The organism is Paracoccus sp. SCSIO 75233 (genome assembly GCF_027912675.1).
Taxonomy (GTDB): domain Bacteria; phylum Pseudomonadota; class Alphaproteobacteria; order Rhodobacterales; family Rhodobacteraceae; genus Paracoccus.
The window spans coordinates 2,551,573-2,574,329 of the sequence record NZ_CP115757.1 but is presented as its reverse complement, the minus strand read 5'-3'; the positions used below and the strand labels follow the sequence as shown (position 1 = coordinate 2,574,329).

General features: G+C 59.1%; 19 protein-coding genes. 10 read left to right on the top strand and 9 right to left on the bottom strand.

Annotation, left to right across the window (positions count from 1 at the left end; translation table 11 throughout):
* Positions 1-281: 281 nt before the first annotated feature.
* Positions 282-1,742 carry an aldehyde dehydrogenase family protein gene (locus tag PAF12_RS12550; RefSeq protein WP_271107296.1) on the top strand — a complete coding sequence of 487 codons (1,461 nt, stop codon included), beginning with the start codon at positions 282-284 and terminating at the stop codon, positions 1,740-1,742.
* Here PAF12_RS12550 and oiaX read toward each other — a convergent pair.
* On the bottom strand, positions 1,697-3,040 hold the full coding sequence (gene oiaX / locus PAF12_RS12545) for a 3-oxo-isoapionate-4-phosphate decarboxylase OiaX (protein ID WP_271107295.1): 1,344 nt from the start codon (positions 3,038-3,040) through the stop codon (positions 1,697-1,699). The genes PAF12_RS12550 and oiaX overlap by 46 nt on opposite strands.
* 153 nt (positions 3,041-3,193) lie before the next feature.
* Here oiaX and nanR point away from each other — a divergent pair, with 153 nt between their 5' ends.
* Positions 3,194-3,922, top strand: a complete 729-nt coding sequence (gene nanR / locus PAF12_RS12540; protein WP_271107294.1) for a transcriptional regulator NanR — start codon at positions 3,194-3,196, stop codon at positions 3,920-3,922.
* A 7-nt stretch (positions 3,923-3,929) separates the two neighbouring features.
* Here the strand turns inward: nanR and PAF12_RS12535 are convergent, their stop codons facing one another.
* Positions 3,930-5,291 (bottom strand): four-carbon acid sugar kinase family protein, encoded by a 1,362-nt coding sequence (locus PAF12_RS12535; protein ID WP_271107293.1) that lies wholly within the window; start codon positions 5,289-5,291, stop codon positions 3,930-3,932.
* Between the two features lie 96 nt (positions 5,292-5,387).
* Here PAF12_RS12535 and PAF12_RS12530 point away from each other — a divergent pair, with 96 nt between their 5' ends.
* From PAF12_RS12530 to PAF12_RS12510, 5 genes are all read left to right on the top strand, one after another.
* Positions 5,388-6,218, top strand: coding sequence for a phosphogluconate dehydrogenase C-terminal domain-containing protein (locus PAF12_RS12530; RefSeq protein ID WP_271107291.1), 831 nt, complete (start codon positions 5,388-5,390; stop codon positions 6,216-6,218).
* Positions 6,219-6,449: 231 nt separating this feature from the next.
* Positions 6,450-7,616, top strand: a complete 1,167-nt coding sequence (locus PAF12_RS12525) for a nucleotide sugar dehydrogenase (RefSeq protein WP_271107289.1) — start codon at positions 6,450-6,452, stop codon at positions 7,614-7,616.
* Entirely contained in the window at positions 7,613-8,632 is a 1,020-nt protein-coding gene (locus tag PAF12_RS12520) for an NAD-dependent epimerase/dehydratase family protein (RefSeq protein ID WP_271107288.1), read from the top strand. Before PAF12_RS12525 ends, PAF12_RS12520 begins: the two co-directional genes overlap by 4 nt.
* Positions 8,629-9,600, top strand: coding sequence for an ATP-grasp domain-containing protein (locus PAF12_RS12515; RefSeq protein ID WP_271107287.1), 972 nt, complete (start codon positions 8,629-8,631; stop codon positions 9,598-9,600). Before PAF12_RS12520 ends, PAF12_RS12515 begins: the two co-directional genes overlap by 4 nt.
* Positions 9,575-10,252, top strand: coding sequence for an HAD family hydrolase (locus PAF12_RS12510; RefSeq protein WP_271107286.1), 678 nt, complete (start codon positions 9,575-9,577; stop codon positions 10,250-10,252). The genes PAF12_RS12515 and PAF12_RS12510 overlap by 26 nt, the downstream gene beginning before the upstream one ends.
* Here PAF12_RS12510 and PAF12_RS12505 read toward each other — a convergent pair.
* The 7 genes from PAF12_RS12505 to PAF12_RS12475 form a co-directional block, all read right to left on the bottom strand.
* A complete protein-coding gene (locus PAF12_RS12505; RefSeq protein ID WP_271109703.1) occupies positions 10,222-11,331 on the bottom strand; it encodes a glycosyltransferase in 1,110 nt (369 codons plus the stop codon). The two genes, PAF12_RS12510 and PAF12_RS12505, sit on opposite strands and share 31 nt — an antisense overlap.
* Positions 11,332-11,358: 27 nt before the next feature.
* Positions 11,359-12,168, bottom strand: a complete 810-nt coding sequence (locus PAF12_RS12500) for a sugar phosphate nucleotidyltransferase (protein ID WP_271107284.1) — start codon at positions 12,166-12,168, stop codon at positions 11,359-11,361.
* Between the two features lie 5 nt (positions 12,169-12,173).
* Positions 12,174-13,349, bottom strand: a complete 1,176-nt coding sequence (locus PAF12_RS12495; protein ID WP_271107283.1) for a glycosyltransferase family 4 protein — start codon at positions 13,347-13,349, stop codon at positions 12,174-12,176.
* A 116-nt stretch (positions 13,350-13,465) separates the two neighbouring features.
* Positions 13,466-15,556 (bottom strand): nucleoside-diphosphate sugar epimerase/dehydratase, encoded by a 2,091-nt coding sequence (locus tag PAF12_RS12490; protein ID WP_271107282.1) that lies wholly within the window; start codon positions 15,554-15,556, stop codon positions 13,466-13,468.
* A 336-nt stretch (positions 15,557-15,892) separates the two neighbouring features.
* Positions 15,893-16,744 (bottom strand): sulfotransferase, encoded by an 852-nt coding sequence (locus PAF12_RS12485; protein ID WP_271107281.1) that lies wholly within the window; start codon positions 16,742-16,744, stop codon positions 15,893-15,895.
* Positions 16,741-17,964 carry a polysaccharide biosynthesis/export family protein gene (locus tag PAF12_RS12480; protein ID WP_271107279.1) on the bottom strand — a complete coding sequence of 408 codons (1,224 nt, stop codon included), beginning with the start codon at positions 17,962-17,964 and terminating at the stop codon, positions 16,741-16,743. Before PAF12_RS12480 ends, PAF12_RS12485 begins: the two co-directional genes overlap by 4 nt.
* A gap of 228 nt (positions 17,965-18,192) precedes the next feature.
* Positions 18,193-20,055, bottom strand: coding sequence for an AAA family ATPase (locus tag PAF12_RS12475; protein ID WP_271107278.1), 1,863 nt, complete (start codon positions 20,053-20,055; stop codon positions 18,193-18,195).
* A 478-nt stretch (positions 20,056-20,533) separates the two neighbouring features.
* Here PAF12_RS12475 and PAF12_RS12470 point away from each other — a divergent pair, with 478 nt between their 5' ends.
* From PAF12_RS12470 to PAF12_RS12460, 3 genes are read left to right on the top strand one after another with little or no spacing between them, the layout of a single operon-like run.
* Positions 20,534-21,166: a sugar transferase gene (locus PAF12_RS12470; protein ID WP_271107277.1), complete on the top strand. Its 633-nt coding sequence runs from the start codon at positions 20,534-20,536 to the stop codon at positions 21,164-21,166.
* Complete coding sequence (locus tag PAF12_RS12465; RefSeq protein WP_271107275.1) at positions 21,163-22,071, top strand: methionyl-tRNA formyltransferase; 909 nt, start codon at positions 21,163-21,165, stop codon at positions 22,069-22,071. Before PAF12_RS12470 ends, PAF12_RS12465 begins: the two co-directional genes overlap by 4 nt.
* Positions 22,071-22,757, top strand: coding sequence for a PIG-L deacetylase family protein (locus tag PAF12_RS12460; protein WP_271107273.1), 687 nt, complete (start codon positions 22,071-22,073; stop codon positions 22,755-22,757). The genes PAF12_RS12465 and PAF12_RS12460 overlap by 1 nt, the downstream gene beginning before the upstream one ends.

Sequence of the window (22,757 nt, the reverse complement as noted above, 5' to 3'; positions counted from 1 at the left end):
CAGAAATGAGCGGGATGAAGGGTTCCAGTCCCGCCCCCTCGCATCTGATTGCGAATACATGACAACCGACGCGGTATAAAATTCCTGACAATCCCATCACGGCTTGTCAACGACATTCCTGAGCGCCCCTGCCGCCTTTTCCAGTGCTTCTTGCGCCGCGCGCGGCAGCGGTAGATACTGCCGGGCAATTGTGGAATGCCGTATTGCTGCCGGGGAAAACACCGTGATCAGGCGCTGGCCTGCCGGTCAATCTGCGACGGCTTCAATCCCAGGAGGATGATATGAAAATCGCAAATTCGCTCTGGTTCGATCCGACGATGATTTATATCGGCGGGCAGTGGCGAAAGCCCGGCCATGCGGACACGATCCCGGTCGAAAACCCCTCCACCGGCGAGGTGATCGGAGAGATCGGGCAGGGCAGTGCCGCCGATGTGGACGCTGCCGTTGTTGCCGCCGAAGCCGCGATGGAGGGCGAATGGGGACGCACCCCGGCGGTTGAGCGGGGGCGGCTGCTGGCGCGTATGGCGCAGATGGTGCTGAGCCGCGCCGAAGAACTCGCCTATCTGGAATCAACCGATGTCGGCAAGCCGATGAAGCAGGCACAGGCCGATGCGGTCAACCTCGCCCGCTATCTGGAGTTCTATGGCGGTGCGGCGGACAAGGTGCATGGCACCACGATCCCGTATCAGGAAGGCTTTACCGTCTACACGCTGCGCGAGCCGCATGGCGTGACCGGGCATATCATTCCGTGGAACTACCCGATGCAGATACTGGGCCGTTCGATCGGTGCGGCTTTGGCTATGGGCAATGCCTGCGTGCTGAAACCGGCGGAGGATGCGTCGCTTTCCTCGCTGGCCTTTGCGGCGATTGCGGCGGAGGCGGGGCTTCCCGCAGGGGCGCTCAACGTGGTGACCGGCTACGGGGCAGAGGTCGGTGCCGCGCTTTCGACCCATCCCGATGTCCATCATGTCTCCTTCACCGGGTCGGTCGCGACAGGACGCCACATTCAGGAAGCGGCAGCGAAGAACGTGGTTCCGGTGACGCTGGAGCTTGGCGGCAAATCGCCGCATATCGTGTTTGACGATGTCGACCTTGACGCGGCGCTGCCGACGCTGGTCGGGGCCTGTATGCAGGCGGCAGGGCAGACTTGCTCGGCTGCGTCGCGGGTTCTCGTGCAGCGTGGCATCTATGAAGAGGTGCGCCGCCGCATGGCGGAGGTCTATGGCGGCCTCGTTGTCGGTCCTGCGCCGGATAACTGCGACCTCGGTCCCTTGGTGTCGAAGAAGCAGAAAGACATCGTGTCCAAATTTATCGAACTCGGGAAGCAGGACCTGACGGTCGCGGCAGAGGGCAAGATCCGGGATGATGCGCCAGCCGGTGGCAACTATGTCGCGCCGGTTCTGTTCGCCGATGTCTCCCCCGATCATCGTCTGGCGCAGGAGGAGATCTTCGGCCCGGTTCAGGTGATGATCCCGTTTGAGGACGAGGCCGACGCGATCCGCATCGCGAATGGCACCGAATATGGGCTGGTGGCGGGTGTCTGGACCCGCGACGGCGGGCGGCAGATGCGCATGGCGCGCAAGCTGAATGTCGGGCAGGTCTTTATCAATAATTACGGCGCCGGTGGCGGGGTCGAACTGCCCTTCGGCGGGGTCGGCAAGTCCGGTCATGGCCGCGAAAAAGGGTTCGAGGCGCTTTATGGGTTCTCACGCCTCAAGACCGTGACGGCGCAGCACGGCTGATCTTTCGCGCCGCCTCTTGCCAGACGAGCGGCAGGCGGCGCGTTTTTCTTGCCGCCGAACTTCGCCAATGACGCGGCAAGCTCCGGATGGGTGCGGGCGGCATCGTCCAGCGTTTCACCTGCTGCTGCCGCGTCCCATGCCTGTCGGATCGCCCGGACCCCGGCGGCGGGACCCATCGGGTGGCCATGAATGCCGCCGCCTGCCAGATACATCAGGTCCAGTGTACGCCCTGTGTACGCATAGGTGTCGACGGCCTGCCCGCCCCATTGACCAGAGCAGACCACTGGTAAGGGCCTGTCAGCGTCGGAAAAGATCGGGGTCATACAGTCCTGAAAGCTGCGCACGAAGCTCTCATCCGGTTCCCAGTATTTCGCGCGGATGCCATTGATCTGAAACTGGTCAACGCCCAGCAATCGCCAGATTTTCTGATAGGCGCGAAACTCCATCCCCAGCCCGGGATGCCGGGTCAGGATGTCCCAGCCATTGCGATGCGCGTGAAGGCAAAGCGCCGAGCGTTTGCGCAGGAAACTCATCCCGCCATAGCCGATGGAGTTGATATTGATGACCGCCGCATTGCCGCCTGCCTCAACCACCATATCGTGATTGCGCATCATCGTGTCGGGATCGGCGGAGGAGATGCCGAACGCATACATCACCCGCTTGCCGGTCCGCTGCTCGTGGTCGCGGATGACCGGCATGATTGCGTCGATCCGGGCCGAGAGCGGCGAATAGGCCGGGCTCATCAGTTTTTCATCGTCCTTGATGAAATCGACCCCGGCGGCGCAAAGCTCTGCGATGACCTTGGCGGTTTCCTCCGGCGTCAGTCCCAGCGAGGGCTTGATGATGGAGGCGATGATCGGTCCCTCGGTCACGCCGGTCAGCCTGCGGGAACCGTCGATGCCGAATTGCGGACCGGGATGTTCGGCGTAGACGGGCGGCAGGTCGAAATCCATCACCCTGATGCCGCTGAGGCCGCGCGCCGAATAGACGCCGCCGACTGTGATTGTCATCAGCGCCGCGAAGTCGGTGCCGACCGCGTCCAGCGGGTAGGCGATGACGGCGTCGGTGCGGTTGAACGGGCCGACGCCGTCCGTCTGCGGGAAGGAGGGGCGCTCGACCGGGGGCAGGGTGCGGACATCCTCGACCCTCGCGGCACAGCGGTGGCGGACATCTTCGGTTTCTCCGGGCAGTTCCGTAAAGGTGCCGGTGGACTGGTCTGACGCGATTTTTGCCGCCATTGCCGCGGGATCACCCGCGCATTCGATGCGGTAGGTCACGCGGATGAAATCATCGCTCATCGAAAAACCCTCTGAAATACGCCTTCTGATATGTACTGCTCATTGTGGGCGTGGACAACATGACCCGCTTTGGATGCCGTTGTGGATTGCGCTTGAACAACCGATGAGCAATGTGATCATGTGATGATACCAGTATGGAGGCGAGTTTCACCAATGGTATCCAGCCACGGGTCAGACGATGACAGGATCGTCAGGCGAAAGCTGTCGGATCAGGTGTTGGAGCGGCTGCATGACATGATCCGCACCCAGGAACTGAAACCCGGCGATGCCATGCCGTCCGAACGTGCGCTGATGGCGCGATTTGGGGTCGGTCGACCGGCTGTGCGAGAGGCGCTGCAGTCATTGCACAATAGCGGGCTGATCACGATCAGCCATGGCGAGAGGTCGCGTGTGAATGAGATCAACCCGGCCACGGTGCTGAACCACACGGATGGGCTGGCGCGGCTGGTTCTCGGACTTGCGCCGGGAAATCTCGATCACCTCAAACAGGCCCGCCAGTTGTTCGAGGTTGGTATGGTGCGCATTGCTGCCGCGAAAGCCTCTGTCGATGACATTGCCGAACTGCGCGATCTGGTGGCGCGGCAACGGGCGGAACTCGACAGCGGAGATGCGACGTCTTTCATCTCCGCCGATATGGCGTTTCATCGCAAGATCGCGTCGCTCAGAGACAATCCGATCATCCTTTCGGTTTCGGAGGCCATGCTGGGCTGGTTGTTCGAGTATCATGTGGCCCTGCTGCACCGCTTGGGCAGCGAGGAGGTGACCCTGAGGGAACATGCCAAGATCGTCGATCATATCGAGGCCCGTGACCCCGATGCTGCAGGCGAGGAGATGCGGCGGCACCTTGAACGCTCACGCGCCTCGTTCGAGACGCAGGGCTGACTGACGGTTATCGCGGCCCGCCACCGTCGCGGATCCAGCCGAAGAAATCCTCCGATCCCATCTGTCCGCCCTTTAGTGCGATCTCCAGCCCGTCATTCGGTCCGTCGCCATAGGCTCTGCACAGGGCCGCGCCGGGTATGGTCGGTGCTATCGCCTCCAATGCGGACAGCCCAAGCTGGCGCATGCCGTGACCCGATGTGTCCCCGCCGGAGATGACAGCGCGCCGGATGCCTGTCTGCTGAAGTACCCGGTTCAGGATCCGCCCAAGCGTCTCACCGATGCGGCGATTGGCGGTTTCCTTATCCATCCCGCTGGCGGCAAGCGCGGCGCGATAGCGGGCGACCGCCGGTCCGTCATGTCCCGCAGCAGAATGAACCAGCGGGCTTGAGCCGCTTTTCGCGGCGTCGATTGCTGCCGATGTCAGCCGGTCTTCTTCGGCTTTCAGGGCGCTGTCGTCTGCGCAGACAAGGCTGGCGTCGAATTCCAGCAGGGAAAAGCCGTTCTTGCCAGCCCAAACAAGCTGCTGGGCGGTCACGGGCGCGACCGACCCGGACACGGCGGCGATCCGGTCGACCTTGCCTGCGCTGCCAGCGGGGTCGGGCCGAGTTAGCTTCCCGATCTTCTGCCAATGCCGGACAAGCGCATATTCAACGCCCTGCGAACCGACCACGAAGCCGAGCCGGTCGCGATTTTCCCAGATAAGCGCGCCTGCCGCCGCCTCGGACACCGGCTCCATACTGTCGAGGGATATGATGCGGGTGCCGCTGTCCAGAAGCGCCTCCAGCTGGCATTGGGGGTCACCCCATAGCGTCTCCAGATCGATCAGCCCGCCGGGCAGCCGCGTCTGCGCTGCAAGATGCTGCAACAGATCGGCCTCTGCCATCGGGGTTACGGGATGGTTCGCCATGACCGGGTGACGGTCCAGCCGGTAAACCCCCTCCGTCGTTCCGGCAAAGAGGTGTCCGAAGGCCTGATAACGCCGCATCTGTGGTGCGGCGGTCAGCAGCGGCACGGCTGCGGCCGGACGAATTTGAAGGCCCAACTCGATTGCCTGCCCGATTGAGCCGCTTTCGGGCGAAGAGTCGAAGGTGGAGCAAATCTTGTAATGCAGGATCGGTGCATCGAGCCGATGCAGGAATTCCAGTGGGGACGGGAGGTTTGCCCTCATCCAGGCCGGGTCATGGCTTCGTGCGGTCGATGCGATGCCAATGCCCGGCTTGTCTGCGAAGCGTGCCAAAAGTTCTGGCGTCGGGATGTCTGAAAACAGCACTGATGGGATGCCCGCAAAGGTCAGCACCTCCATGACCGCGGCGGAACCGGTGAAATCATCGCCGTACCATGTGATCCAAGGCGTCTGAGCGGTGTTCATGCTGACCCTCCCGTCTTCTTGCTTGACAGATAGGTTATATTATCATCTTATCATACCAGTTGATCAAGCCGTTTATATCTACCTTGGGGGTGAGAAATGACCAAAGTCGCGCTGTTCGGGGCTGGCGGGAAAATGGGCGTACGCCTGGCGACCAATCTGGCCAGGACCGATTTCGATGTCAGCCATGTTGAGGTGAGCGAAGGCGGTCGTGCGCGGCTGAAAGAGGCGCTCGGCTTTGACTGTGTTGATCAGGATGAGGCCCTGAAGGCGGCGGCGGTCGTCATTCTGGCCGTGCCGGATACCGTGATCGGCAAGGTTGCAGCAAGCGTGGTTCCGGCAGTGGAGCCGGGCACAATGGTCGTCATCCTCGACGCCGCCGCACCTTTCGCCGGGCACCTTCCGGAGCGCGAAGATATCACCTATTTCGTCACCCATCCCTGTCATCCGCCAATCTTCAATGACGAGGATACGCCTGAAGGTCGCGCCGATCACTTTGGCGGCATCGCCGCAAAGCAGGGTGTGGTGAACGCGCTGATGCAAGGCCCGCGAGAGCATTACGAGCTTGGCGACCGCATTGCGCGCGCAATCTACGCCCCGGTCGTGCGTACCTATGAGGTGACGGTGAAACAGATGGCGATGCTGGAGCCGGGGCTGTCGGAAACCGTCTGCGCCTCGCTCCTTGTCGTGATGCGTGAGGCGATGGACGAATGCATCGCCCGCAGCGGGGTCAGCAAGGAATGCGCCCGCGACTTCCTGTTGGGACACATGAATATTCTGGGCGCGGTTATCTTTGAGGAGCGCGAGGGCCAGTTCTCCGACGCCTGCAATAAGGCAATCGAGTTCGGCAAGCCGATGCTGATGCGCGACGACTGGAAACGGGTCTTCGAATGGGACGAGATCGCGGAGAGCATCCGGCGGATCACCTGAGGCCCCGCCGGCTGCCTGCTGCCGACCTATCGTCTTACATTGAAAGAGAATTCCAGATTTTGGGCGGCTGCGGTCGCCCGAACCGATTTTGATATATTTTGTCAATTTGCTTAAAATAATAGCCAAAAAGCTATGGTGCCATGACCTCGCCGGTCGCTAGTATCTAGGTATTGAATATTTGCGCGGATCGGCAGCGACCGGCCTGCGATTGCTTGATCTGGAAGGTTGCTTATGAAAATTGCCGTTGCGGGTCTTGGTTATGTTGGATTGTCGAATGCAGTTCTGCTGTCCCAACAGAACGAGGTGGCTGCCGTTGACCTCAATCCGGCCCGGGCGAATATGGTCAATGACCGTGTGTCGCCAATCGAGGACAAGGAAATCAGCGAATGGCTGTCCGAAAAGGAGCTGAAGCTGACCGCAACCACGGACGCGCGAAGCGCCTACCGAGACGCAGATTTCGTGGTGATCGCGACACCGACAAACTACGATCCCAAATCCAACAGATTCGATACCTCCAGCGTGGAGGCCGTGATCGCTGAGGTGCGTGAGGTCGCGCCGGAAGCCACGATCATCATAAAATCCACCGTTCCGGTCGGGTTCGTCAGCCGGATGCGCGAGGAGACGGGCTTTGACGGCATCATCTTCTCGCCGGAATTTCTGCGCGAGGGCAAGGCGCTTTACGATAACCTCCACCCGTCGCGTATCGTTGTCGGCGATCGTAGCGAGGCAGCCCGGACATTCGCGGATCTTCTGGTCAAGGGCGCAATTCGCAACAACATGCCTGTGCTGTTCACCGGCGCTGTGGAGGCGGAGGCGATCAAGCTTTTTTCCAACACCTTCCTTGCCATGCGGGTCGCCTATTTCAACGAACTCGACAGCTATGCCATCGCGCATGGGCTTTCGACGCGGGAAATCATATCGGGCGTCAGCCTCGACCCGCGTATCGGCGATCACTACAACAATCCGAGTTTCGGCTATGGCGGCTATTGCCTGCCGAAGGACACAAAACAGCTTCTGGCGAATTACGATCAGGTGCCGCAGAATCTGATCGCCGCGATTGTGGAATCGAACCGGACCCGGAAGGATTTCATTGCAGACAAGATCATCGACAAAAGACCGAATGTCGTTGGTGTATATCGTCTGGTGATGAAGGCGGGTTCCGACAACTTCCGCGACAGCTCCATTCAGGGCATCATGAAGCGGATCAAGGCCAAGGGGATCGAGTGCATCGTTTATGAGCCGGTGCTGAAGGAAGACGATTTTTTCAAAAGCCGGGTTGAACGCGATCTGGAGAAATTCAAGGCAGAAAGCGATGTCATCCTCGCCAATCGCCTGCACGCGGATATCGCAAGCGTTGCGGACAAGGTGTTCACCCGCGATCTGTATGGTATAGATTGATGCGCGTTCTTGTCACCGGAGCCGCCGGGTTCATCGGCTACCACCTCTCCGACCTTCTCTTGTCAGAGGGTCATGAGGTGGTCGGGATCGACAGCCATAACGACTACTACGATCCGGCGCTCAAGGCGGCGCGGGAAACCCGGTTGAAGGAGCGTAAGGCCTACACGTCAATCCGCGGCAAAGTCGAACAGCCGGGACTGTTGATGGAGGCGTTTGCATCCCATCAGCCCGATGCGGTCGTTCATCTGGCAGCACAGGCGGGCGTGCGATATTCGATCGAAAACCCGCGAGCCTATGTAGAGGCGAACCTGCTCGGCAGTTTCGAATTGCTGGAAGCCGCCCGGGCGCATAAGCCGAAGCATTTGCTGATGGCGTCGACCAGTTCCGTATATGGCGCGAATACGCAGATGCCGTATCGCGAAACCGATAAGGTCGATACGCAGATGTCTTTCTATGCGGCGACCAAGAAATCGAACGAGGTTATGGCGCACAGCTATGCCCATCTGTTTGATATTCCGACAACCATGTTCCGTTTTTTCACCGTCTACGGACCTTGGGGCAGGCCGGACATGGCACCCTATCTGTTCACCAGTGCGATTATGGAAGGTCGCCCGATCAAGGTGTTCAATCACGGCGATATGCGCCGCGATTTCACCTATGTCACCGATCTCGTCAGGGCGATACGGCTGCTGATCGATGTCCCGCCTGTGCGGCCCGGTCAGCCTGAAGAGATAGTGGACGGGGATAGTTTGTCGCCAGTTGCGCCGTGGCGGGCGCTGAATATCGGGAATGGCGACTCGGTGCAGCTTCTCGATTTCATCTCAGCGATTGAGGCTGCTGCGGGGCGTGAGGCGATCAAGAACATGATGCCGATGCAGCCCGGCGATGTCCCTGCGACTTGGGCAGATACGACGTTGCTCCGGCGTCTGACGGGCTATGCCCCCCAGACATCGGTTCGCGAGGGGGCAAAAGCCTATGTCGACTGGTTCCGCGAATATTACGACATCGGCGGATGACCGGGGGGGCTGATATCCCTGTGCTGATCTCCTCCGCGGGTCGTCGCGGCGCATTGGTGCAGGCGTTTCAGCAGGCGGATGTCGGTGCAGGCAGGGTTGTGGTGCATGGCTGCGACATGCAGCCTGACCTGTCCGCCGCTTGCCTGTTGTCAGACCATGCCCACAATGTGCCCCGTTGTGGCGACCCTGATTTTATTGACCGGGTGGAGGAGATCGTCAGGCAAAATGGCATTCGTTTGATCGTGCCGACCATCGATACGGAACTTGCGGCATATGCAGACGCTGCGGCCCGGTTGGCGGAGGCAGGCGCGTATGTTCATGTGTCCCCGCCAAATGTCATCTCGGTCGTCCGCGACAAGGTGAAGACGATGAGCGCGCTGCGATCTGTCGGCGCACCGGTTCCCGCCACAATCAATGAGGCGGAGCTTCGGGCCGAGCCGGATCGTCTTGGATGGCCGCTATTCGGAAAACCCGTGGGTGGCAGCGCAAGCCGTGGGTTGGGCGTCTACGAAGACATAGATGACCTGCCGGACAGCTTCCATGAGCCGATGATGTTTCAGCCGGTTCTCAGCGGTTCGGAATACACGATCAATATGTTCATTGACAGGAATGGCGCCTTGCGCTGTGTGGTGCCGCATGAGCGCCTGCAAATCCGCGCGGGCGAGGTGGAAAAGGGCCGCACCACACGCCGCGATGACCTGCGTCTGTTGGCGGAGCGCGTGCATCAGGCGCTGCCGGGCGCGCGCGGTGTGCTTTGCTTTCAAGTGATAGACGATACGAAATCCGGTCCGCAGATCATCGAAATCAATGCCCGGTTTGGTGGAGGATATCCGCTTGCGCATCATGCGGGCGCGCGCTTTGTGGATTGGTTGGTTCAGGAAACAACTCATGGGGCGTGCGCGGCGCATGATGATTGGCGGGACGGGGTGACAATGCTGAGATATGACGATGCCGTCTTCACTGAATAACCTCATCGTTTTTGATCTGGACGACACGCTTTATCTGGAGCGTGACTTCGTCTTCAGCGGGTTTTCGGCTGTGGGGGACTGGGTCGCCGCGCGGCACGGCATTGTGAACTTCTCAGGCGTTTGCCGCACATTGTTTCACGCTGGCCATCGACGGTTCATCTTTGACGAGGCGCTTGCGCAATGCCGGCTGACCAATCGCCAGCATGTTGCTGAACTGGTGAAGATCTACCGGGAGCATAAGCCGGAGATCTCCCTCTGCCCGGATGCCGCGCGATATCTCCAACGCGGCAACGGCGGCTTCGGCCTGATAACGGATGGACCGGAACGCACACAGCGTCACAAGATCGCGGCGCTTGGGCTGGGGCCACATTTTGAGACGACAATTCCGACGGGCCAATGGCCGGAAGGTTTCGGCAAGCCGCATCCTCGCGCCTATGAAGAACTTGCGGCGAGGGCCAATGGTCGGCGCTGTGTCTATATCGCGGATAATGCGGCCAAGGATTTCGTTACACCAAATCGTATGGGCTGGCTAACGGTACAAATCCTGCGCCCGGAACGGGTTCATCCCGGTGACGCTCCGGATCGGGCATATGCGGCGCAGGTGAAAATCCAATCGCTTGATCAGCTTGACGAGGTGCTGACGACTTTTTGAGCCGGGCTGATCCTTGGTCTGCTCTGTGCGGTTTCGTCAATCAGACGATCCCATTTTGCCATGATGCGCAGCTTGTCAAGACGCTCAACCATGATTTCGGGAGACGAGGCTAGTCGCTTGCGCAACTCAGGGTCACGGGCCAGCCGGTCCATCGCTGCATTCATAGCATCGACGTCACCATTTGGGATGAGCAGTCCGTTCTCCTCGTTTCGCACCATCTCTGACGGTCCGTATGGGCAGTCGAAGGAAATGATCGGAAAGCCGGAACAGGTCGCTTCGGCTACGACATTACAGAAACCTTCATAGCGGGAGCTCACGACCAGGACGTCGCCAGCCCCCAGCCAGTCCGCCGCTGTCGGCACCAAGCCCGCCAATCGGATGCGATCCGTGAGGCCGGATCTGGTGATGAGGTTCTGCAAACTGTGGTGCGCCTCCCCCTCGCCAAATATGGACAGGGTCGCAGGCAGATCGGCAGGCAATTTTCCAAACGCCTCAATAAGCAGATCAAAGCCCTTCTGCTCCGTCAGGCGACCAACGGCAACAAAACGGCAATGGTCCGCAGCCGGTGCGGGTACGAAGCTGACCGGCAGGCAATGGTTGGGAATGACATGGGCGCGTTTGCCTTCTGCTGGCGGCAGATCTTTCGCCGCCGCGTGGGTTTGCATGGCGATCCCGGCTGCGCGCTGCGCAAGCAGGTTTTGAAGCCGCCGCCAGAAACGCGGGGCCTGGGCGCGAGGGTTATTGCGCTCCGAGATAATGACGGGGATGCCGGTTCCCGTTGCGGCGAGAAGGGTGAGGCAGTTCACTTTGGTCAGGAAGCTGATCACGAGATCCGGCCGCTCCGCCTTTATCAGCCGACGGATTGCGCGTGCGCGACGCGGATGCAACAGAAGCCCCGGTTTTGCGTCAGGCCGATCGAGAACACGCAGTTCGACAGATTCGGGATAGGGGAAGAATGAGCGTGCTCCGGGCATTTTCATCGCGCCCACAACGATCTGATCGCCATGCTGCACACGATGCGCGGCAAGGTCAGCCATCATTTTCTCAGCCCCGCCTGCGCCGAAACCGCCCTGAAGCATCAGGATTTTCATATCGCCCGGCCTTTTCTATTCCGCCGCCCGTATGTCCGAGGCATCGGACCGCCGCCCGAACCGCAGCCACGGCGGCGGCTCTTCCGCACAGTATTTGCTGAGCAGCCTCTGGTCGCGCATCGTGTCCATAGGGTGCCAGAAATCGTAGTGGCGATACGCCATCAGCTCCCCATCCATCGCCAACTGGGCGAGAGGCGCGCGCTCAAGCGGGACCTGATCGTCGACAAGATAGTCGAAGACGGCAGGTTCGAAGACGAAGAAGCCGCCGTTTATCCATGTCTCGTCACGCCGGACAGTTTCTGTAAATGCGGTCACCCGATTGTCGAAAAGTTCGAGACCGCCGCTGCGCGCGATCGGGCGAACGGCGGTAACCGTCGCCAGCTTTCCGTGATTTGTATGGAATTCCAGAAGCGCATCTATGTCGATATTGCCGAGGCTATCGCTGTAGGCGACCATAAAGCTTTCGTCACCGATCCAGTCCCGAACACGCCGCAAGTTACCGCTACTTGCGGTTGCGGTGCCCGTGTCGATGACGCCAACCTTCCACCCCGCACCAATTGCCGGGCGCAGTTCAACCTCGCCAGTGTCGATAGACACGACCACATCATTCGCCATGAGGTGAAAATTGGTGAAAAACTGCTTCATCAGCACGGATTCACCACCCGTCGATACGATGAAGTCCGTATGGCCGAAATGTGCGAAAATATCCATGACACGCGTCAGGATCGGGCGCCCCCCGACCTCGATCATGGATTTTGGCTTATGGTTGCTTCCGGCTTCGACAGGCGTGGAATCAGAGCAGCCAGCAAATAGGATGGTTTTCAAGGTCGCTATCCCTCCCCGGGGCTGGCCAGTTGGGACCAGGCCAATTCGGGCTTCGGTGCGGCAAGTGAGGTCACTGTCCCGTCGACATGGCGATCAAGGACGGATTGGCCGCTTTTCGGTTCAAGACCCATCTCGGTCAGCAGAAGCCGGTTGACGATATGAACGTCGTTTCGTTCGCAAACCCGTTTCCGGGCTTTTTGGCCAAGGGTCTGGGCCAACTCAGGCTCGACAATGAAGCGTCGCATTGCTTCGGCCAGTTTTTCGGGTTCCTGAACTGGTACAACGATGCCGCTCTCGCCATCGCCCACAGTCTCACCACAGCCGGGCGCATCTGTGGTAATGACGGCGCGGCCTGATGACATGGCTTCGAGGATGGTGCGCGGAATGCCCTCGCGCAGCCGGGTCGGCAGGACAAAAACATGACACGCTGCCAGATATGGACGAACGTCACGGGTTGATCCGTGATAGCTAACCTCACCGACATCATGCCACAACTTGAGGGTTTCGGCGTCGACGGCGTCGGGGTTGCTGTCGGTCGGACCCAGAAGTTCGAGCCGGAATTCATGTCCTTCGGCGCGCAGGATCGCGGCGGCCTCCAACAGGTCCTCCAGTCCTTTCGATTTCAGCATTCTTGCGACGAAGAGAAATACCGGCGGACCGTCTGGAAACGGTTGTGGCAAGAAACGGGCCGTATCTATCCCGGAGCCGGGCACCATCACCATCTTTGTCTCATCGGGGATCATGTCGAAACGACGCAAATCCTGCAGGTCAGCGGTGTTGTAGCAAAACCCGAGCTTTACCTTCTGCAAGGCGCGGCGATGCAACTCGATGGCAATGCGGCGGACCAAGCGGCGCTTGCCTCTTGGATCGGGGTCAGAAAACGCATAGCCGAGGCCGGTGAACAACGGATAGCATGGCGTGTTCCCGCTGAGCCCTGCCGCAAGGCTGCCGTAGATGATTGGCTTCATTGTGTAGGGCAGGATGATATCGGGCCGCGTTTGCCTGATGACACAGCGCAGCGCGTTGAGCGTCGCCAGATCCTGCAACGGGTTTAGCCCGGTCCTGTTCATCGGAACGGTGATGGGTTCGATACCTTCTGCGCGCAATACGGCTTCAATCTCCTGATCAAAGTCCGGGGCTGCGGCGAGGACCCTGTGGCCGTTTGCGAGCATTCGACGCATTAGATCCAGCCGGAAATTGACCAAGGACCATGCCAAACCAGCGATCAACAATACGGTCTGGCGTCCGTCAGCCGAGGGCGAGACCGTGGTAGCGTTCGTGGTATTATCGCCAGAAGTCATGCCAGAATGCGGCTCTTTTCCAGATTTGCGTAGTGGATCAGCCCGCTTGGCTTGGTAATCGTCACAACGCCCTTCTGCTTTGGCTTTGCCGGCGCGGAAACCTTGCCGGATTCAACCTTATCGCCTTCGCCCCGTTCACTGGCGAAGCCGGGAACCAAATCGGCAAGGCCGGCCCGAACGGCTTCGCCATCGCCGGCGCGCGCGGATTTCTCCAGCCGCAGCAAGGATGCCCGAAGGCGTGAAATCGGCACCGGGTTCGGGATCGCGCAACTGACGCCTGCGAAACCGGCCGGCGTGATGACCTCGCTGTGGTCGAACAACTCTTCAAACAGCTTTTCGCCGGGGCGAATGCCGATAAAGTCGATCTTGATATCCTTGCCCGGCTGTTTGCCAGCCATCCGGATCATGCGCTCGGCCAGGTCCACGATACGCACGGGCTGACCCATGTCGAGCACATAAATTCTGCCGTTATCTTCATTTGCCTTCAAACCCTGTGCGGCGGCGACAAGCGTCAGCTCGACGGCCTCGCGAATGGTCATGAAATAGCGTTCCATATCGGGGTGCGTGACCGTCAGGGGACCGCCCCGTGCAATCTGCTCCTGAAACAGTGGGATCAGCGAGCCGGAGGAGCCGAGAACATTGCCGAAGCGGACGGCGAAAAACCGTGTCATGCAGCCGATATCGCGCGTTATCAGATCCTGGGCCTGACAATAGAATTCCGCGACCCGCTTCGTGGCCCCCATGATATTCGTCGTATTGACGGCCTTATCAGTCGAAACCTGTACAAATGCTTTTACGCTGACAGATCGCGCTGCGTCACAGACATTCCGTGTTCCGATCACATTGGTCAAAACCCCTTCGCAGGGATTATTCTCGACCAGCGGCACATGCTTGAGCGCGGCGGCATTGAACACCATATCGGGGCGATGAATATCGAAAATTTTCTCGACATGTTCCCGATCGCGAATGCAGCACAGATGCAGCGTGCGGGGAACGTCAGGGAAATGACGGGCGAGCAACCGGTCGACCTGATAGGCGTTGAATTCGCAGTTGTCGATGAGCACCAGCTCTTTCGGCTTCAGCGACGCGATCTGCCTGACCAACTCGCTGCCGATTGATCCTCCGGCGCCGGTGACCAGCACGCGCTGGTCGCGATATGTGTCGCGCAACAACCGCAACTGCACGGTCTTTTGGGGGCGAGTCAAAACGTCCTCGGGGTCTATATTGACCACGTTGGTCGCCTGTCCGGGCGCACCGGCCTGCGTTTCGGTCAGGTTCGGCAGGGAGCGCACCTTGATCCCTTGCGCCTCCGCCCAGCCGATCAGCGCTTCGATCCCTTCGCGATCAAACTGGGTAACGGTTTCGGTGAGCAGCAGAATGCGCGGCAGCTCTTTTCCAGCCATCAGACGCTCGATGATGGCATCGGGTTCGCGGACGGAACCGAGGATCGGAACGCTGTGAAACAGCAGGTCGGTGCTGTCCATCGCATCATCGATAATGCCGAGGATTCGATACTGGGACAAACCCTGATGAACCGCGCGCATGAAAAGGTCGCTGGTCGCGCCGAGACCTACCAGCACTGCCGGTATGGCGTCGTCCGATGGCTTGGCGGCCCTTGGCGCGTGACGCCGAACCGCCCGTTGCCTGGCGACAAGCCGGGCCGTCGTGATCATGCACAACTGTATCATGAACATGATCGGGAACGTATTGAGCGGAATCTGGGGCAGCCACCCGGTACCTTTGGTGACAAGCGCGCTTATCGCAACCGCGAGCGCTGTGCCGGGAACGATATCCCATAATCCGGGTACGGTCGCGAAATGCCGGTGTCTTCTGTAGAAGCCGGCGGCGAGCATGATTGGCATTGACACGAATAGAGATGCCAGAACGAATTTCGGCAATATTTCCGTTTCGACAAAACTGTAATGCGGCCAAGCGGCCAGAAAAACCGCGAGCGATGCGGCGATTGCAACCGAAAATATATCCGCGAAGACAAGTTTCTTGTTTCTGCGAAGTTCGGTTGCGCAATAATTAATTCTGCCCGGAATTTCAGCCGAAACACGTTGGAATTCTGAAATGGTTCTACCCATAGATGTACACCCATCCAGCCCTGGAACATCGTTCCACGGTGGAAATTTTAGACGATATATATTTCCCCATCAGTATGATGACATGCTGCTCGACTGAGGAACCCATTATTTTTAATAGGTGGCGATATTTGCGATTCATGCCGTTAAAATCGCAATAGTTTGAGTTATGGATTGTCCTTAAAGATAGGATTGGGTTGTTGAACTTTCCTTCTCGCGGTAGGTGGGGTGACGAAAAAACAACTCAAAATTGCTTTTTTGATATCCAGCTTTCGCGGTTTATTGCTGATGGACTGGAATGTACAAAATAAAATTTCACAACCGACAGGAGGAAACGAATCACTGAGGGTGATGATCCGCCTGTGAAGACCGCCAGATCGAGAAGTCCCCGCCCGTCAGTTTTTCCAGCCTGTCAATCTGCGGTCGATAGAATGAAGCGAGCTCATTGCGCAGTGAAGCGTCAAATTCAGGGTATCGCTCCGGACGCGCGACCAGACCACGAAGAAAGATCATCGCGCGGGTATCACGGAACGGGTCGAGAGCAGGGCGGAACGGGGCCAGAAATTTGCGCATCGGGCGCGGCACGATGGCCGTTTTTGCATCCTTAACGCGGTTCGAAACCGGCGGGGCGAGCTGGAAGTTCAGGTCAAGATGGGTGGCAAGCCGGTCAAGCTGTCCAGCCGGGTCATTGGCAACGTCTTCATATCTGAGGACCGCAATCTGCGAAGGATCAAACAATGCGTAGAAACGCTCAAGATGCTCTGCATAACGCCCATCGTGAATGAAACGGCCCTCTGCCGCGCGGTCCGGGTCGAGATATTTGTGGATATGCTCGTCGACCTCGCCACGCCGGTACAGCATGGCGTAGTCGGAATAGGCGCGCGCGACGGGGTCGCGTAGCTGGAATATCAGTTTCACGTCGGGAATATGCGCGCGTATCCGGGCGGCGGCCTCCGGCTCCGTCAGGTAGCTGTTTGATTTTTCGCCCAGAATGGCACTATTGGATGCCTTCGCAAAATCCGCGCGATAGTGTTCGATGCCCTTGTCATAGAAGCGCGAAAAGAAATGCGGCTCGTGGTCCGGCATGAAAATTTCGCTTGAATTCTGCAGTGAGCGCTGTAACCATGTGGTCGCAGATTTCGCGGCACCAGCGATGATAAAGCTGGGAAGCCGTTCGGGAAGACGGTTCATCTTGCGTCGCTCCCCATGTCAGCGCCTGCATCCGGCGAAGGCAGTCTGACTTCCAGCGTGTCGCCAGGCTGAAGCTGTGTTTCGGGCTGGGCAGGTTGCTGACTGCCATCACGATAAAGCAGGAACTCGGGAGCCTCCTGATCGGCAGATGTCGGGCCTTGGGGTAATAACCCGGTAAGGGCCGCGTATTGTGCCTCCAGCGAACTGACTTGGATCGCGCCTGCGGCGATTTCCGCCTCTAAATCCACCAACCTGCGAAGCCGTTCCGCCCTGGCATCCGTTGATATCGTATCACGCTCGCGGGCAGCCTGATTAAGCTGTTCGTCTAGCAAGATCATTGCGGTTTCCAATTCCAGCCGCTTCGCTTCCTGATCGCTCAGCGTTGCGGCCAGCGCAGTCACGCGGGCGTTCACTGCGAGGCCCTTTTCGTTAAGCGAAGTTATGCCCTCAAGCTGCTCTTTGCTGGCCGCGATCTGCTGGTCGCGAAGGACCATTTGCTTGGTCAGCCGATCCTCTCGCTCCACCAGCAGCTGTTCCAGAAGATCATAGCTTTCGATCCGTGTGTCGCGCGCTTGCTGCTCCGCGAATTGGAGGCGGGTCTGGAATTCGCTCTCGGGTCGCGGTTCGGCGGACGGGGCGGCGATGCCTTCAAGTTCGTCCAGTTCTCCTTCAAGGCGTTCTTTCTCAGCCCGCAGCCATTTCAGCCTATCTCTCGCACTCGCAATCTCCCCGCTTAACGCGATGCTTCGGGCGGGGTCGGCTCCGGTCTGGGCGCGCGGAAGTCCGCCGGCCAGCGCGAATGCTTGTCGGACCGTCAGTCCGGGACGGAAATCGACCGCGCCGCGGGCCTCGACCGCGCCGAGCATGTAGACCGGCAGGCTGCTCACCAGCTCGACCGACAGCTCTGGCGGTTGTTCCAGCCCCGCACGCCGATGGAGCAATTGCGACAACGCCTCTCCGAGTTCGGCTTGGGTCAGCCCTTCCGCCTTGATCATGCCAACGAGCGGCAGCCGCAACTCGCCTTCGGGGCTTATGCTGTACTCACCTGAAAGATCCTGCCAGCCTGTCAGGCTGTTCTGGCTGTAATCCCAGGTCATGATGCGAATAAGAAGCCGGTCCTGCGCGAAAAGACGATATGGCTCAGCGATGGCTGCCCACGGCAGACAGATCAGAGCGGAAGCCAGAAAGAGCCTGCGCGCAGGCTTGAAGGGGGCGGCCATAAGGTCAAGACATATGCGAATGCTGCGAGTGCTCACGCATCACCAGCAGGTTTGGTGCATGAAGCTCCCATGACCGATAAGCCGCCCATGCCCTTCGATGGGTAGGCCGTGTGGCAACAGTTGGCGCCGCGAGCAGCAGCATACGGACCCGAAACTTCATCCACCACATCTGTCGGATCAAGCTTAATCACAGGCAACGGGACTGGAGACACACTATGGTCGGAGCCGCTAGTAATACCCATAGCTGCCGCCCAGATTCATTTGCCGGAAGTGCCGCTGATTTACGTCATTTATGACAGTTCCGGCGAGTTTGACCCCGCTATCCTCCAGCCGCTCGATGCTGCTTCGCAGTGCGTTCTCCGGCGTTTTCCCGGCCCGGACGACGATAAGCGCCTCATCGGCCAGCGCTCCGAGCCGTGCCGCATCCGCCACGCCAAGCACAGGCGGGGTGTCCAGAACGATCAGATCGTAGCTGGAAATCAGCTTTGGCAACAGTTTCCGGTTGATCTCAGCTACAAACTGCTGGGTCAGCCGATCCTTCTGGTTAAACCGGATGAAGTGGAGCGACTCCAAATCTTCGACTTCGGTGACAGCATCTTCGACGGAGATAGACCCATCCAGCAGGGATGATATGGAATGCGCCTGAACATGATCGCCGATAATCTTGCTGGCACCGGCGCGTTGCGTATCGAAGTCCAGCAGAATGACCTTCTGGTCCTCAAGCGAAGCGACTGCGGCCATTGAAGTCGCGACGGTAGATTTCCCCTCATTCGGCAGGGCAGAGGTGATCATGGCGACGCGGGGCGCGCGGTTGTCTTTGCCCTGACTGGTCCAGATCGTCAGGAGCGACCGCATGGCTTCGCGATATTCGGATCGCGGATTGTTCAGCAGATACTCGATCGGGCGATGGCGTCGCCACAGGAAGCCGCGGCCGGGAATGCGCGGCAGATTGCCGAGATTTGGCAGCTGGCTGGCATAGCTTGCCTGTGCGCCATTCCATATCTGCCGGTTCATGCTGCTGCGCAGGAGGGCGAGGATAAACCCCAGAATCAGCCCGGCGGGGACCGCAAAGGCAAGTGAGGTTGGAATATTGGGCCATGACGGTTCAAACGGCACCTCGGCAACGGTAATCTGGCGTGCATCGGGCTGGATCTGATTGCGCTGCGGCTCCAGTTGATTCAGACGCTCGACCAGTGTTTGATATCGTGTTTCAAGCAGTCCGATGCCGCGTTCCATCCGGCTCAACTGAAGCTCACTGCGTGTGCGTTCAAGAAGTTGCGCCTCCACATCCGCCAGATTGGCCTCAAGGCGGCGGCGCTCGGCTGTGTTTCCTTCATTGCGGCTGTTCATCACCTCCAGAACTGACGCGGTTTGGCTGCGTTCGCGGCGCAGGCTTTCGGGCAGTTCGGCGTCGTCCAGTACGTTTTCCCGAATGAATTCAGCCAGCTTCATCTGATCGACCGTCAGCTGTTCGCCCAGCGCATCGACCTGTTGCTTCAGGTAGCTGGTCGACCTTTCAAACGTCTCCATCTGCCGGTTGACTGAGTCGTTGACAAAGGTCTCGACCACGCCATTGGCGATCTGCGCCGCCAGTTCGGGCGAATTCGCTTCGGCGAGAATGGTGATGACAAGACTTTCGCCGGATCGTTCGACATAATAGGCCGCCTGCACCATGTCGATGACGGCGCGCGCCCTTTCGACGCTGCCCAATGCCGGGCCATCATCGGCAACCGGAAGAAAGGTCGTATCGTCGAACAGGTCCAGCGATTTTGCCAGATCTTCGGCAAAATTCCTCGATTTCAGGCGATCAAGCTCGGTCTCGACCCGTGCGCGGGTCAGGTCATAGACCTCCATCTGGGTGCTGACCTGACTGATACGAACCTCGGAGTTGGTCAGCGCCATAGCCGATTGGGCGCTATAGAGGGGTGCCTGACGCGACAGGTAATAATATGTTCCGCCGACCGAAACGGCGACCGTCAACAGGATAAGCCAGATATTCCGACGGAGTAGCTGAACGAATTCCTCGCGGTCGAGCCGTGTGTTCTGGTGACGTGCGACCTTGCGCCGGATCGGGGTTTGCGGGGAGTTCACAAAACTGCCCCCCAATAGCTGCATGAGCAGCGTTGCTCCCGGTAGATTCTTGCCTGGCGCTCGACCTGTTTACGCTTTGCGCCACGCTTGGCTTCGTCCCCGTTTCGGGCTTCCGGGACTGTCCGAATCGGGCGGAGAAAGGAGGCGTTCGCTACGGAAGAACCCCAAAAAGATGACCGCCGCACCGAATCCGAAGCGCGTAGATGCTCAAACAGCATTTGATGTGCACCACTTGCGGCTGTCCGAGAAATATTATCTGCAATTACCGGATGATCCATGACCAGAAATCAAATTATTACGAAACTACTACACATAATAAGGCTAGTCCGTTTGTGACCGAAAGCAAATAAAAACTATAAAATGCTAGGTATATATTCCTAAATTCTGTCCAAATTGGTAGTCTACAAAGCTGAAAGCTGGCTGCTACTATCAGGGCAGGCAGATTGTTTTCCATAATGAGTGATAAAGGAATTTGACCGTGAACAGGACGCAGGAAAAACTGTTATCCATTTTCCTGCTCGCGATTTCGTTACCAATTCAGCTTTTGGTTGCGATCGTTATTTCAATGCAGCTTGGTAGGCCGGTTCTGTTTCATCAGCGCCGTGCAGGACTTAATGGTCGAACAATAATGGTGTCTAAATTCCGGACCATGACCGATGCGCGGGACTCGGCGGGAGACCTGCTTCCGGACGACCAGCGCCAGACGAAGCTTACGCGTCTGATCCGAAGATTGCGCCTTGATGAGCTGGTCCAGCTTTTCCTGATCTGTCGCGGGGATATGTCTCTTGTCGGGCCGCGACCGCTTCTTCCCGAGACGCTGTCGTCCTTTGGCCGGTTGGGTGAGGTCCGCAATTCTGTGAAACCGGGCCTCACCGGTTGGGCGCAGGTGAGTGGTAATACGCGACTGACGGATAAGGAAAAGCTGTCACTTGATCTCTGGTATGTCGGTCATCGCAGCTTTGCGCTTGATATGCGGATCCTGGCGGAAACGCTGTTGGTCCCGTTTCGGGGGGAGATCCGAAATGACCGGCGGCTTGATGACGCGAAGGCGTGGCTGCGCCAGTCACCCGAAAGCCCCGCCAGCGCAGAACTTGTGGGGGGCTTGGCATGAAAACCGTATTAATCGGCGCGGTCGAGGGATCGGCAATGGCTTTGGAGGCACTGTGTCGGGCAGGGCATTCGCCTGACCTCGTTGCGACACTGCCGCTGGAGCGCAGCGCGTCGCATTCGGATTTTGCCGATCTTGGCCCGATTGCGGAACGTAACCGGATCGCAGTTGAGCGTATAGCGCGCAGTGACGCGCCCGAATTCCTCGCCTTGCTGCGGGATATGGTGCCGGACCTCGTCATGATCATCGGCTGGTCGCAACTCGTCGGACCTGACCTGCTATCCCTGCCCAGGCTGGGTGTTCTCGGTTTCCATCCATCGCCGCTGCCGCGCATGCGGGGGCGGGCGGTGATTCCCTGGCAGATATTGACGAGCCAACGTCAGGGCGGTGCGACGCTTTTCTGGATTACCGAAGGCATGGATGACGGACCGATTGCGGCGCAGCGTGTCTTTGACATTGATCCGGACACCGTAACCGCGCGCGAACTCTATGATCGGTCGGTTTCGGAGATGACGCGGATGCTGCCGGGCTTGCTTGATGCGCTCAGGGACGGTCAGCGCCCCGCATCTCCGCAGGATGAAGCCCGTGCCACGATATGCGCGCGCCGCCGCCCGGAGGATGGGCGTATCGACTGGTCCGGTCCCGCAGGCGAGATCGAGCGCCTCGTCAGGGCCGTCGGTCCGCCCTATCCGGGGGCGTGGACCACTGATGCGAAGGGCGAGACGGCCGTCATTCTGTCAGCGCGCCTGTCCCGGCGAGAGGGATATTTCGTTGGCCTTCCCGGACAAGTTCAGGAGGTCGGCGAAAGCCATGTCACGGTCATGTGCGGCGACGGGCGCTGTCTGGATATTCTGGAATGGGGCGGCGATGCCTCGCTGACCCGACATGCGATGCTGGGAGCTGGATGATGCTAGATGATCTTTGTCATGAAGAGCCGGTATTGGTAATCGCGCCACATCCCGACGATGAGGTGCTGGGGGTTGGCGGAACCATTGCCCGGCTCGCGGATGCGGGCGTTCGGGTCCATGTTGCCATTGTGACGACCGGCAAAACCCCCCGTTTCCCGGCTGCGCAGGTTGCCAAGGTCCGCGCAGAGGCATCAGCGGCGCATGAGGTGCTTGGCGTGGCCGACACCCACTATCTGGATTGCCCTGCGGCGGAACTCGACGGCTATGCTCATACCGATCTGAACGAGGCGATCTTCAGCGTGGTGCAAAGCATCAATCCCCGGACGATTTTCGCCCCGCATCCCGGCGATATTCATCTGGACCACCAGCTCAGCTTCCTCTCAGTGCTCGTAGCCTCGCGACCCCATCAGCATCATTATCCGCGACGGATTTTTGCTTATGAAACCCTGTCTGAAACGAACTGGAACGCACCCTATCTGACGCCCGCCTTTGTGCCGCAGGTTTTTGTCGACATATCGCAGACGCTGCAACGCAAGCTCGATGCATTTGCCAAGTTTACGAGCCAGCAAAAGGATGCGCCGCATGAACGCTCCGTTGATGCGCTGACGGCGCTTGCCACGCTGCGCGGCGCGACGGTGCATCGTCATGCGGCAGAAGCCTTCGTCGCCGTCAGAATGGTGGAGTGA

Excerpts from the sequence above, each read along its gene's own strand:
- PAF12_RS12505 (WP_271109703.1), bottom strand. The coding sequence starts at position 11,331 with ATGCTTCAGGGCGGTTTCGGCGCAGGCGGGGCTGAGAAAATGATGGCT.
- PAF12_RS12525 (WP_271107289.1), top strand. The coding sequence starts at position 6,450 with ATGAAAATTGCCGTTGCGGGTCTTGGTTATGTTGGATTGTCGAATGCA.
- nanR (WP_271107294.1), top strand. The coding sequence starts at position 3,194 with ATGGTATCCAGCCACGGGTCAGACGATGACAGGATCGTCAGGCGAAAG.
- PAF12_RS12490 (WP_271107282.1), bottom strand. The coding sequence starts at position 15,556 with ATGGGTAGAACCATTTCAGAATTCCAACGTGTTTCGGCTGAAATTCCG.
- PAF12_RS12460 (WP_271107273.1), top strand. The coding sequence starts at position 22,071 with ATGCTAGATGATCTTTGTCATGAAGAGCCGGTATTGGTAATCGCGCCA.
- PAF12_RS12550 (WP_271107296.1), top strand. The coding sequence starts at position 282 with ATGAAAATCGCAAATTCGCTCTGGTTCGATCCGACGATGATTTATATC.
- PAF12_RS12485 (WP_271107281.1), bottom strand. The coding sequence starts at position 16,744 with ATGAACCGTCTTCCCGAACGGCTTCCCAGCTTTATCATCGCTGGTGCC.
- PAF12_RS12510 (WP_271107286.1), top strand. The coding sequence starts at position 9,575 with ATGACGATGCCGTCTTCACTGAATAACCTCATCGTTTTTGATCTGGAC.
- PAF12_RS12535 (WP_271107293.1), bottom strand. The coding sequence starts at position 5,291 with ATGAACACCGCTCAGACGCCTTGGATCACATGGTACGGCGATGATTTC.
- PAF12_RS12480 (WP_271107279.1), bottom strand. The coding sequence starts at position 17,964 with ATGGCCGCCCCCTTCAAGCCTGCGCGCAGGCTCTTTCTGGCTTCCGCT.
- oiaX (WP_271107295.1), bottom strand. The coding sequence starts at position 3,040 with ATGAGCGATGATTTCATCCGCGTGACCTACCGCATCGAATGCGCGGGT.
- PAF12_RS12495 (WP_271107283.1), bottom strand. The coding sequence starts at position 13,349 with ATGCGTCGAATGCTCGCAAACGGCCACAGGGTCCTCGCCGCAGCCCCG.
- PAF12_RS12530 (WP_271107291.1), top strand. The coding sequence starts at position 5,388 with ATGACCAAAGTCGCGCTGTTCGGGGCTGGCGGGAAAATGGGCGTACGC.
- PAF12_RS12465 (WP_271107275.1), top strand. The coding sequence starts at position 21,163 with ATGAAAACCGTATTAATCGGCGCGGTCGAGGGATCGGCAATGGCTTTG.
- PAF12_RS12515 (WP_271107287.1), top strand. The coding sequence starts at position 8,629 with ATGACCGGGGGGGCTGATATCCCTGTGCTGATCTCCTCCGCGGGTCGT.